Raw genomic sequence first — 11747 nt, forward strand, 5'->3', positions numbered from 1 at the left:
TGGTTTTTTGATAAAAATATATCTAAAAATAATATTTAAATAAAATATATACTATTATAGGTTTTATTTCTTTGTTCAATAGTCTTGGTTATAGCGGTGTGTGGACGATGTTTTTGCCCTATTTTTTCATTGGTTTTACTTTCTTTAATTATTAAAATATTGTTTTACTGTATAATTAGAACTATTAGAAATGGGGTTTACTTAATATGGATAAGGACCTAAGAGAAATACATCATCTAGAAGATACACCGCTTATTCGTTGGAACAAAAATGAACCTAATGAGTTTTTACAACAATTTGTTACTAAGCTAAAAAGTTTGAATATGATTCTTTCAACAAATACATATGTTAAAGGTACAAATAAAGTACTGACGCGAATTATTGAAGACGCTCAAAATCAGACTATGATTTTACTTATAGGCATGACTGGTGCAGGGAAAACAAGTTTAGTAAATGCACTGCTTAAAAGATCTATTCTATCAACGAAAATGGAGAAAGCAACAGCGATAAATACTATTATTCGATACGGTCAAACAGAAGAAGTGAAGGCTTTTTTCCTTGATGGACAAGTAGCTAGTTTTGACCTTGATAAAGTGGAACTATTTACAACATCGGACACTTTTAGTGCTGAAATCTTACGTGAAAACTTGGACTATATTGAAGTCTATGTCAATAATGAACTACTAAAGAATGTTACATTTATCGATACAACACCGCTAGAGCCGAGTGGTGATGATTCAGCGTATGTAAAGGAATCGATATTAAACCGCGCGGATGATTTGTATTGGATTTTCAACTGTAATTCAAAACCAACGCAAGGTGAGTTGAAGTTGCTCGGAAAATTCCGCGAACGGAATGTAAAACCATTAGCAATTATTAACGCTATTGATATTCATGAAACGGCATATGAACAATTTATAGCTGAACAAAATAAATTGCTTTCGCCTTATTTCCGTAAAATAATGGGGATATCTGTAAGGGATGCCGAAGTAGCTGTGGCAACCGGTGATGATGACAAGTGGAACCAAAGTAAGTTTGAATTATTATTAGAGGAAATTAAGAATTCCCATGCTAACCAATCAGACCGTGTATATCTCATCATTGAACGCTTTATTAAATGGCTTAAGAGGTTCCAAACTGAGTTGGAACTAATACCACAAAGAGAGCCGTATATAACAGCTTATAATCTATTAATCCAGTATCAAATAGGGAAACAAAAAGCATCTGAAAGAACAGAAATTGAAAATCAAAAGCTCATCACATATGAAAAGGAATATCTTAAGGCTAGCGTTATTTTTAAAGATGTGCAAACGTTGTATCAATTGCTACAAGTAATCTCGAATAATAAGCATTTTAAAACCTATGACGTCATGGTCTTTGTTGAGTATTCAAACGATTATTTAAAGGCTGTAAGGGAATACCGTACAATGCTTCAATCGTACAAAACCGAGTCTAATAGAAACGATGGAAAACAGCGTCATTCAACAGGGAAGGGCCTGTTAAAAACAATGTTTGTCAACGAGCAACAAAGTGTAAAGCAGAGTAAACCAAACGAACCATCTCAAATTTTACAAGCAACACTCGAGCAACAATACAAGAAAGTTCTCGCGTTAGAAACGCAATTATTTAACGAATATCCAGCAGTATTGAAGAATTTAAATGACATCGCTAACGATCAAAGAGAGCGCATTATTAAGCGAGTTAGTCTGATTAGCACTGAGCGAATGAAAAAGAAACAACAGTTAATCAACGCAATTAGACAGCTGAATGGCTTTAATAATATTTTGGAGGCAAAAGACTTTGTCGAAACATTTGTGGAGCAGCTGATTGATCAAAAGGATCTCGTTGTGACAAAAAAGGAAAGATTGTCACTGAGTGAAACTTTAGTAAAGATTAAAAGTATTAAATTATCACATGAAACGTTAATTGCAAGTACATATATCGATGAACAAGATGACGAAATCTCAAAAATGCAAAAAAGATTATATGAAAAATATCATTTACTGCCACTTCGATTGACTATAGATGATATGAAATCAGAAATTGAAAAACCGCCTATTTATAGCGGTATTAGCGATTAAGTAAGGATACTTACCCCGGTAACAGGGTGTAAGTATCTTTTTTTATAGTATCAATAATTCCAATATGTTACAATAAAGGGATTAAAAAAGAAGGGCTGATTTCACATGGGGATTAGAAATTTAATTCAATAACACACCTTTCAGATACTAAAAAAGGAGTGTTAATTAATGAACAAGAATGAACAATTTTATGACAAACAATACGAATGGATGACTCAAATATTTGATGCAAAAGTAGATGCTTACCATCAAGAACGAGTCGAGTTAGTTGAGAAAAAAGGCTTAAAGAAAGATTTAAACATTCTAGAGCTGGGGAGTGGCAACGGAGAATTCGCAGTAGCAGCAGCGATGCATGAACATCATGTTTCAACTGTTGAAATCATTCCACATGCCACAAGTAAAATGTTTGAGCTTGCCGAGGAGAATAACGTAACGACAAGAATTGAGGCTTATCGGGACAGCTTCTATACCATTGTGCTATCTGATAAATTCGATGCTATATGTTATTGGGATGGTTTTGGGGTTGGGACTGATGCGGATCAACAATTATTACTTCACAATATTGATTATTGGCTAAAACCTGATGGTACAGTATTCATAGATGTTTACGCACCCGCATATTGGGCCAAAACAGCTGGGCAATTTATGGAGCTTTCTCAGACAGTTTGTCGAAAATATGATTTTAATATAGAAACTAATAGAATGATAGATACTTGGTGGTTGACAGATAACCCGGATGAAAAAAAGCAACAATCGTTGTGCTGTTATGAAGTAGCTGATTTCGAAAAAATGTTAGTAGACACTTCATTAGCTATCAAAGAGATTATTCCGAATGGCAAAATGGACTATGATAGCTGGATTTTTCATAAGCAAGTACCAATTGAAGAAGCAATGATATATACAGTAATTCTACAAAAAAAGTGAGGTCTAGACTATGACTTATTTTATCCGTCTTGCAACAACCGAAGATATAGCAGGTATTGCGAAAGTACATGTAGATAGTTGGCGCACAACGTACAAAGGTATTATAAGGCAAGAATTCTTAGATAATCTAACATATAGCAACAGAGAAGCACTATGGAAGCGTAATATCGAAAGAGGAAGAGAAGGGGATACTATTCTTGTAGCTGTAAACGAAGAAGAACAAATCATAGGTTTTACATGTGGCTCTAAAACACAAGAGGGTGAATATCCAACATATGATGCGGATCTTACAGCTATTTACGTATTTGAGCATGAGCAAGGAAAAGGAATTGGAAAAGCTATGTTAAAACAACTATTTGTAGAGTTTAAAAAACTTAATTACAGTTCGTCAATTGTGAAAGTATTAGAAGACAATTCATCTTGTCGCTTTTATGAAGCGATGGGTGCAAAGTTTATCGACTCAAATCCAATTCAAATTGGCGGTGAACAATTAGAATTACTCACGTATGGTTGGCCAAAAATTTAGCATATGTAAAAACGAAAGCAGCCGATTTTAATAATCGGCTGCTTTCTATCTTTACTTCTTAATCAATTGGAAATCCGATTAATCACCAAAGGCGAATATTAATTCTGTCTCGCAAACAATTTCCCCATCTACAGTAGCGACTCCTTTGCCTTTCCCAATAGCACCTATTACTCGAGTGATTTCAACTTCAAGGCGTAGCTGGTCTCCAGGTATCACTTGTCGTTTAAAGCGGCATTTATCTATTCCAGCTAAAAGCCCTAATCGTCCTTCATTACCTTCTTTTGTAAGCATAACAATAGCACTTACTTGAGCTAATGCTTCTACAATTAATACACCGGGCATAATAGGATAGCCTGGGAAATGCCCATTAAAAAACTCTTCATTTACACTTACATTTTTTATGGCAACTGCTTTTTTACCTTCTTCTAATTCGAGCACACGATCTACTAATAGAAAAGGGTAGCGATGTTTAATGATTTCTTTTATCTTTTGTGTGTCTAACAATATGTTTTCCTCCAAGATTAAAAATTGATACCTCTTCATATTAACACCTGGTGCTAATGGTTGGTAATGTTTTTTATTAATTATAAAGAAAAAATAGTGAGATGGTATTCAAATAATTGTACTTTCAAGTTATTAAATTAGGTGCATAATGTAAGATAGTTTCCTATTATCAAGTACTATACATATTTTTAGAGCATTAAAAAAGCGTTCAACAAGTGCTATTGCACTGGCTGAACGCTTTTTGTTTTTAGAAGAATACTTTTTCAGTATTGTATTTCGCACGGAAATGGTTGATAGCAAATGTTTCATAAATTTCACGTTCCATTTGATCTTCAACAACGAACACTTCAATTTTATGAACTTCGTTACGGTGATCTTTAATAGGTGAAACGTTATCTTCAAAGTGCTTTTTCACACGTTGACGGATTTTACGTGCTTTACCTACGAATAAAAGCTCATTTTCTTTGTTAAAGAACATGAAAAAGCCGCCTTTATCACGAGGGATTTCATGGAAATCAATAAATCCATAAATTGAAGGGATAATCGCGTCCCCTTCTTTAATTTTTTGTTCGCGTTGACGAATTACTACGTCTGGTTTTGGCATTTCAATTTTGATCAAAAAAATTCACGTCCTCATTATTATATAGTAGTTAATGCTACCATAATTGTGATAGAAAAGCTATCGGATTTACTAGTTGCCGAAATACACGTCTATTATAAAAAAAATTGACCATATTATCAATTTCTCCTTAAACAAAATAGACGAATATTTTACGAATAATATTGCTTTTTTTCTAAATTCTTTACGAATCTAATAATCCAATATAGCATAATCCAAGGTAGAACGAACTTTGTAGTCCATTCCACTGTATTAGTTAGAAGTAAGTATGAGTTAATGCCGAAGGATGGAAGAATTATCAAAAGGACTAAAAAAATTAGTATACCTACTATTATATTTTTCATTTATAATTCCTTTCACATGGCCATTATAAAACTAATATTTGTTTATTTATCTGAAATGTCTATCACTTAACTCGTGTCAATCATTATCACCAGCCAGTTCAAGTTGTGCAGTGATGTCGATACCATTTAGCGCTTGTGTGGCAAGACGGTCCGACTCAGCATTCGATTTTCTTGGAACGAGCTCGTATTTAGGAAGAATACTAAGCTTTTTTAATTTCTCGTCAATTCGATCTGCCCAGCTTGTTAAGTCTTTTTCTAGCAATGCCCAATCTCCGCTCATCTGGTTGATGACAACTTGTGAGTCTCCAATGAAAATAACAGGCAGATGGTGAACATTTAGTAGCTCAAGCTCCACAAGACTCAGATAAAGTGCGGCATATTCAGCTTCGTTATTTGATTTCAGCACTTCAGAAGGAGCATTCTTCCTCACCCTGTACGATTTTCCACTCTGTTCAAAATAAATAACGCAGCCTAAACCAGCAGTCCTAGTCGTACGATCAAAGCCACCATCGAAATACACTGTAATATTATGAGGTTCAGTTTCGATTTCTTTAATAAAGCGTTTCAATTCCTTGATTGTCCAAGTGCTGTCAAACGAGTCAGTAAAGGTTATACTTTTGGCGCGTCCTGTCCGCTCAAGATCCTCTGCTATTAACAGTCCTCTTTCTGCTGGCATCTCCTCGGAGCGGAATATAGTTTCTGTTCCTCTTGGTAATTTGTAAACCCATTCGATTGAGATGTTCATCGTCATTCCTCCTATGCCTGTGATTTAATAATCTAAGATATAAAACACACCAATATACCAGGTATATTAATAGTAGTGTATATGTTAGAGGGGATTGTTGTAATTAAATTATTTAACTGGAGTTTGATGGTAAATCGTAAAAAGTGAAAAATAATAACTCTGAGCGTGAAGGGAATAATATAAGCGAAGACTTTTGTGCAGTGTCATGCTGAAGTCGCCTTTTTAAAACATTACATTGTATTTATAAGTTAATTTTTCCTCTACATAACATAATTATACCCTCAAAAATTTATCGAGCTTACATTAAAGGAGCAAAGCAATTGCACTGATAAAATTAAGTACCCAAGCAATTAGTTTTTACAATTTATGGCCGGAAGTCGAGCCTTTCACAAAGTATAATTTATCTCATTCGGTAAATATTAAGACAACGGCGTTTTTGTAATAATTATTAAGCTTGGTAGGTGATGTATTGACTCGTAAGAATATATTAATTCTAACCGTTTGCGCTTTAATCATCTCAGTATTTTATGCTGGTTTTAGTATTGCTGCTGACAAGGGACGGAGATACTACGAAGAATCTGGGCAGATGCTTTGGGATATAAATACTGAAGAGAAAATTATCGCTATTACATTTGATGATGGACCACATCCAAGATATACAGGACAAGTTTTAGATATACTTGCTAAATATAAGGCTAAAGCTACTTTCTTTGTTATTGGAGAAATGGCTGAAAAACATCCTGAGTTGGTTTTAAGAGAATATAACGAAGGGCATGAATTAGCTAATCACACATATACACACCCTTATAAGACGTCGCCAAAAGAATTTGAAGAAGAATTAAAAAAGACAAATGAAATAATTTACAGTATTACTGGCTTTGCTCCAGTGTTATTTCGTCCAGTTGGAGGACAATATGATGAAAAAATGATCGATATTGCCACAAATAACGGATATAAAGTTGTAATATGGTCATGGCATCAAGATACGGAAGATTGGAAAGGAATTTGGTCCCAAAAGATTGTAAATAAAGTACTGAAAGGTACGAGACCAGGTGATGTGATACTGTTTCACGATGGTGGAGGAAATCGGACTCAAACGTTAAAGGCACTTGAGAAAATAATACCTGAGCTACAAAAGCAAGGGTATAAATTTGTTACAATATCGGAACTTATTGCTAGTGTAAATGGAAAAATAAGTGAATAGAGGGCTTCAACAGCTAATAATTGACATAAAAAACGCCAAACTGAATTTGATAAATCAAAAAAAGAAAACTTAATCTTCCTGAAAATAACAAAGTAAAGAGTTACTTTAGCGTTTAGCGATGATGATAGCATCTGCTGAACGCTTTTACTCATTTTGATTTGAAATTACTTTAGAGATGTGACTAAAGAAGTTTGAAAATTAAGTAAAAAAAGCCGATTAAAATGTGTGTTTCGTATAGTGTTTTTGTATAACATATACCAATAATGTAGTATCTTATTATCATTGAATAATCATTAATTTATTATATAATAAGTAATAGTTACGATTATTATTAAGATGATAGGACTATATATTTACTTATTTAGGTTGGTGAGTTGTTTTAGAATGTCTGAAAATCGTTGTTACATACATAAAGTGAAAGCTGCCGAGGTATTAGTAGACGAGAAAATTGTTGTGTACTGTCCAAGATGTGCTGAAGCTAATATACATAAAATTGTTGTACAAGAAGAGAAAATGTTAAAATCTGAAGAATTATCAGATATAAGAACGAGACGCCACATTGCAATGAAAGAGCTGTGGAAGAGCCTTGCGGTAGCATTTTACATAGAATGCTTACCTATTTTCATCACATTGTTTACGCATTCGCCCAAAAGTTTTTCCGAATATATCACTGGAGTAAAAGAACTGTACAGTCAGTTCCTATTCCAACCTATTGTTCAACTTATTGCCATTGGTTTTATTGTTCTTGGCGGGTATTTCTGGATAGCTGCTATTAAAAGTCTAAGAGAGATAAAAAAAGAGGAAGCTATTTTATTGAAGCCTTTTGCAAATGAAATTGAAGTCCATGAGAAATTCCAAACGCCAACTAAGATCAATCAAGTGAATGAATTTGTGAGAAATGTTAAAAAGAAATATGAAAGTAATTTCTTTAATCAACGGAAAATTCATCAAATGAGCCCATATGATTTCAAATTATTTATGGCGAAACAATTGCAAAAAATTGATTTTAAAAATGTGCGTTTAGCTAGGGAAGATAGTGACTTTAAAGTGGATATATTTGCTGACGGTCCCAATGGTAAAGTGGCGTTCCGTTGCATAAATAATGTCAATTTAGTAAAAATGGATGAAGTACATAAAATTGCAGTTGAAAAGGTTTATTATGATTGCGAATCATCAATCTTAGTAACCACTTCAGCTATAACAAAGGATGCATTGGAATTAGCTGAAACATTGCGAGTGACTATATGGAATGATCAAGTTTTGAAAGAAAAAATAATCTCTATTGAAAATGAACAATGGAGCGACCATTTACAAGACTTTTATGATTACTCCGATCAAAATCTAAAAAAATATACAGAATTTGAAATGAGAAGATTAGCTCAGTCTTAATTTTTAAAAAAAAGAATTATTCGATTAAAAAGATATTGGGTTCTGCTTTCAAATAACAATAACAAATAATATTAAAAGTGGGTATGAAATCACATATGATTTCATACCCACTTTTAATTGTTAAACCAAAAGCATTCCGAATTGGCCATATGGGCAACATTACTCCTGAAATGTTAGAAGAAGCGATTGTGAAAATAGGAGAAACGTTGCAGAAGCTTGGGCATGAGGTGGATATTGTAGGTGCATGTAAACAATTCAAAGAAATGATTTTAACGACAGTCTAAATCTAAATTACTAAAGCTATGTAGTTAATAGATAGCTTCTTTTTTTTAACAATTGGATATTTAATGAAAATAAATATTTCATATGATTCAGTATGAATGACCGTCTAAAATGTTAATTATCCACCTAAATAACCATATACCTGTCAAAAATTTATGTATATAATTTTAGTAGATTGAAAAATTTGGAGGATAATTATGAAAAAAAATCAATTGAATTTCTTTAAAATGATGTTAGCACTAGTAGTAGCTTTCGCGTTTGCATTTGGCGCATCGACAAATAAGACGGAAGCCGCAACAACAACTCAGGTAGATACGATCACTTTAACAAAAGACAAATCAAAAACGCTTGATAGAAAATTCAGCAGTATGGGCACGGATGTTATAAAAGTAACTGTACCAACTGACGGTTTACTTACGATGAAACTAAATAATCCTAAAGAACGTGGAATAGCTCTTCTACTGCTAAATGAATTTGATATTAGTCAATTAGAAGATATCGAGGATTTTGATCTATCAGCATTAGAAAAATTGGAAAGTACATTTAATGATGTAGAATTATTCGGTTATGCGATAAATTCAGAACTTACTTGGTATGATCCATCAATGCATTCCATTTCTGTTGGTTTGAAGAAAGGTACATATTATCTTGTAGCCTATAAATTAGACTTCGGAAAAAATAAAAGCTACAGTACTAAATTATCTTTTAAAGCAGGCAGCAACTATGAAAAAGAATCAAACAATTCAGCTTCAAAAGCAACGCCAATCAATTTAAACAAAACATATAATGCGTCATTTAACCTAATTGATGAAGATGATTATTATAAAGTAACTGTTCCACAAGCAGGTTACTTGAAAGTTTATGCAGATCAAAAGCATAGTACGAAGTTTAGAATGAAAGTATTAGATGATAAAAAGAAAACGGTTAAAGGCTTCAAAGTAACTAAGGATAAACGAAAATATACTGGTTCTGTATATTTACCAAAGGGTACTTATTATGTAAAAGTAAGTGCAGATATGATGGATTCAATGTATGACAGTGTATCATACACGTTAAAAACATCAGTAAAATCAACAAAGCTTAAAAGTTCAGCTGTAAAAGTGATCAATAAGAAAGGTACTAAAAACGATAAAGTACTGGTTTCTAACTTAAAAGCTGGATCAACTGTAAAAGTTTATGCAGATGCTAGCAAGAAAAAACTATTAGCTTCAGCAGTAAATACTTCTGATAAAGCTACAATGAAACTAAAAACATTAAGTAGCAAAGGCGGTAAATTATATATTACCGTTAAGAAACCTAGTATTTCTGAAAGTATCGTATTAAAAGTGAATTATTAATAAGTAAAGCCACTAGCAAAGTAAGAAACGCTAGTGGCTTTTTATGAATTTAGATTAGTAGGAGAATTTGTATATGTAAACGACATGTTGTCCGGTGTAAAACCTTATGATAGCAATGGTTTAATCAAGTATAATAAAATAGAGAAACACTGGATTTACTGATGCAAACTAAATATTCAACTTGGTGCATGTATTGGAGAAAAGTGGTAATTTTGATAATTAAGACATCGCACTTTGTTAACGAAAAAATAAAATATATAATAGATAAAACTATCTACTATCAAATATGAATAGAAGATGGTTTTTAGTTATACATATTACGTTATTTGGCAAATATGTGTGTAAAGGATATTAACGATTTTCAAATAGATGAGGTGTTTCGCATAGAAAAGCAATTGGCAAAGAGGATGATCGCGTTAATGGCTGTGTTAAACGAGGATATACAAAATATTGATTTTAATGTATCCACTCAAATAGCAGCGTATATGCAGGAAGGGCTGTTGGGTGACTTTGCAACAGCAACGTCTGGGATTGGCTATTTTTACGATAATATAAAAGAGTATGACAAGGCGGTCCAATGGTATAAATTAGCTACTGAATTAAATGTCGCAGAAGGTCAGTTCTGTTTAGCTAATTACTATTATGAAGGGCTTGGCGTTTCGGAAGATATAGAGAAAGCCTTTCAACTTTATGAACGAGCAGCATTACAAGGTCATGCAGACGCAGCCAATAATCTAGCGGATATGTACTTTAATGGTGAATATGTTAAAGAAAACATGGATGAAGCGTTTAAATGGTTTACAATAGCATCGAATGCTGGTGTAAAAGAAGCCCAATTTACTCTAGGCATTATGTATGAACAAGGTCTTAGTGTAAAAGAGAATATGGGACAAGCATTGATGTTATATAAAACTTCAGCAGAAAATGGTTATACAGAAGCGCAATATCGGTTAGGAAATATGTATGACCAAGGCATTGGGGTAAAGGAGAATAAGGAGTTAGCTTTTCAGTGGTATAAAAAAGCCGCAGAAGAAGGCAATGTAGATGCTGAATACAATGTTGGCTATATGTTTCAAAATGGAATTGGAACAACCGTAGATTACGATTTAGCACTAATATGGTATAAGTGTGCAGCAATGCAAGGTGATGCAAGTGCCAAGGTGCGTATTGGAGAAATGTACGAATTTGCTATGGGTATCCCGATGGATATAAATTGTGCGATTGTTTGGTATGAACGTGCCATCGGTGCAGGAGATGAGTTAGCTAAAAAGCATCTCGAACGTTTAGGGAATTATTAATAGTTGGTAAACCTGATGAGTAGAAGAGTATTCATCAGGTTTTTTCGTTTTTGGAATGAGGAAAGGGATGTTTAGTAGGGGGGGTAGATCATCAACTTCTCTTCATTGATGATTTACCAAATAAACAAAAAAAGCACATTCAATGGGATAATAATCACCTTGGATGGGCTTTAATATTTAGAAAAATATATTATGTTTTATATTAAACACGGACAAATCTATAACGATCTTTTATATAACGTTTAAAGTAGATACCTTTTGAGTCTGCTTCCATCAATTCGTTATAAATTCTCTCAGGAACGCCGAAATATTCAAAAACACCATCTTTAAACTCAATTCTTAAAATCATTGCACTAGGGTCGAAGCCCACATTTACTAATTTTGATGAAGTAACAGAAACCATATTCATAACGATCCCCTCCTAATTTTAGTATAAGCGAAAGCGCTTTCAAAAGATAGGGAATTGTTTTATATTGTAATATTATATTGACTTT

The 11747-nt window shown here is 33.2% G+C and carries 12 protein-coding genes; 8 read left to right on the plus strand and 4 right to left on the minus strand.

Annotation, left to right across the window (positions count from 1 at the left end):
• Positions 1 to 206 precede the first annotated feature (206 nt).
• The 3 genes from ACQKM9_RS08530 (at position 207) to ACQKM9_RS08540 (ending at position 3531) form a co-directional block, all read left to right on the plus strand.
• The gene (locus tag ACQKM9_RS08530) at positions 207 to 2081 is read left to right on the plus strand and encodes a dynamin family protein (protein ID WP_427733961.1); all 1875 of its coding nucleotides are present in this window, start codon (positions 207 to 209) and stop codon (positions 2079 to 2081) included.
• A gap of 168 nt (positions 2082 to 2249) precedes the next feature.
• Entirely contained in the window at positions 2250 to 3005 is a 756-nt protein-coding gene (locus ACQKM9_RS08535; RefSeq protein WP_427733962.1) for a class I SAM-dependent methyltransferase, read from the plus strand.
• A 10-nt stretch (positions 3006 to 3015) separates the two neighbouring features.
• On the plus strand, positions 3016 to 3531 hold the full coding sequence (locus tag ACQKM9_RS08540; protein ID WP_427733963.1) for an N-acetyltransferase family protein: 516 nt from the start codon (positions 3016 to 3018) through the stop codon (positions 3529 to 3531).
• Positions 3532 to 3609: 78 nt separating this feature from the next.
• Here ACQKM9_RS08540 and fabZ read toward each other — a convergent pair whose 3' ends face one another.
• The 3 genes from fabZ to ACQKM9_RS08555 all read right to left on the minus strand — a co-directional run bounded on the left by fabZ (position 3610) and on the right by ACQKM9_RS08555 (position 5743).
• Positions 3610 to 4035, minus strand: coding sequence for a 3-hydroxyacyl-ACP dehydratase FabZ (fabZ, locus tag ACQKM9_RS08545; RefSeq protein ID WP_427733964.1), 426 nt, complete (start codon positions 4033 to 4035; stop codon positions 3610 to 3612).
• A 247-nt stretch (positions 4036 to 4282) separates the two neighbouring features.
• Positions 4283 to 4654 (minus strand): nucleotide excision repair endonuclease, encoded by a 372-nt coding sequence (locus ACQKM9_RS08550; protein ID WP_053416132.1) that lies wholly within the window; start codon positions 4652 to 4654, stop codon positions 4283 to 4285.
• A 420-nt stretch (positions 4655 to 5074) separates the two neighbouring features.
• Positions 5075 to 5743, minus strand: coding sequence for a ribonuclease H family protein (locus ACQKM9_RS08555; protein ID WP_427733965.1), 669 nt, complete (start codon positions 5741 to 5743; stop codon positions 5075 to 5077).
• Between the two features lie 469 nt (positions 5744 to 6212).
• On the opposite strand from ACQKM9_RS08555, the gene ACQKM9_RS08560 reads away from it, so the two are divergent.
• From ACQKM9_RS08560 to ACQKM9_RS08580, 5 genes are all read left to right on the plus strand, one after another.
• The gene (locus tag ACQKM9_RS08560; RefSeq protein WP_427733966.1) at positions 6213 to 6947 is read left to right on the plus strand and encodes a polysaccharide deacetylase family protein; all 735 of its coding nucleotides are present in this window, start codon (positions 6213 to 6215) and stop codon (positions 6945 to 6947) included.
• A gap of 384 nt (positions 6948 to 7331) precedes the next feature.
• A complete protein-coding gene (locus ACQKM9_RS08565; protein ID WP_427733967.1) occupies positions 7332 to 8336 on the plus strand; it encodes a restriction endonuclease in 1005 nt (334 codons plus the stop codon).
• Positions 8337 to 8419: 83 nt separating this feature from the next.
• Complete coding sequence (locus ACQKM9_RS08570; RefSeq protein WP_427733968.1) at positions 8420 to 8620, plus strand: hypothetical protein; 201 nt, start codon at positions 8420 to 8422, stop codon at positions 8618 to 8620.
• Positions 8621 to 8815: 195 nt separating this feature from the next.
• Positions 8816 to 9955, plus strand: coding sequence for a hypothetical protein (locus ACQKM9_RS08575; protein ID WP_427733969.1), 1140 nt, complete (start codon positions 8816 to 8818; stop codon positions 9953 to 9955).
• Between the two features lie 335 nt (positions 9956 to 10290).
• On the plus strand, positions 10291 to 11253 hold the full coding sequence (locus ACQKM9_RS08580; protein ID WP_427734133.1) for a tetratricopeptide repeat protein: 963 nt from the start codon (positions 10291 to 10293) through the stop codon (positions 11251 to 11253).
• A 202-nt stretch (positions 11254 to 11455) separates the two neighbouring features.
• Here the strand turns inward: ACQKM9_RS08580 and ACQKM9_RS08585 are convergent, their stop codons facing one another.
• A complete protein-coding gene (locus tag ACQKM9_RS08585; protein ID WP_038184655.1) occupies positions 11456 to 11662 on the minus strand; it encodes a KTSC domain-containing protein in 207 nt (68 codons plus the stop codon).
• Positions 11663 to 11747 lie beyond the last annotated feature (85 nt).

It is taken from the genome of Viridibacillus sp. NPDC093762 (assembly GCF_050279675.1).
In the GTDB taxonomy this organism is placed as follows: Bacteria; Bacillota; Bacilli; order Bacillales_A; family Planococcaceae; genus Viridibacillus.

Coding starts and splice junctions, on each gene's coding strand:
- ACQKM9_RS08530 (WP_427733961.1), top strand. CDS start 207: ATGGATAAGGACCTAAGAGAAATACATCATCTAGAAGATACACCGCTT.
- ACQKM9_RS08535 (WP_427733962.1), top strand. CDS start 2,250: ATGAACAAGAATGAACAATTTTATGACAAACAATACGAATGGATGACT.
- ACQKM9_RS08540 (WP_427733963.1), top strand. CDS start 3,016: ATGACTTATTTTATCCGTCTTGCAACAACCGAAGATATAGCAGGTATT.
- ACQKM9_RS08555 (WP_427733965.1), bottom strand. CDS start 5,743: ATGAACATCTCAATCGAATGGGTTTACAAATTACCAAGAGGAACAGAA.
- ACQKM9_RS08565 (WP_427733967.1), top strand. CDS start 7,332: ATGTCTGAAAATCGTTGTTACATACATAAAGTGAAAGCTGCCGAGGTA.
- ACQKM9_RS08570 (WP_427733968.1), top strand. CDS start 8,420: ATGAAATCACATATGATTTCATACCCACTTTTAATTGTTAAACCAAAA.
- ACQKM9_RS08575 (WP_427733969.1), top strand. CDS start 8,816: ATGAAAAAAAATCAATTGAATTTCTTTAAAATGATGTTAGCACTAGTA.
- ACQKM9_RS08580 (WP_427734133.1), top strand. CDS start 10,291: ATGTGTGTAAAGGATATTAACGATTTTCAAATAGATGAGGTGTTTCGC.
- ACQKM9_RS08585 (WP_038184655.1), bottom strand. CDS start 11,662: ATGAATATGGTTTCTGTTACTTCATCAAAATTAGTAAATGTGGGCTTC.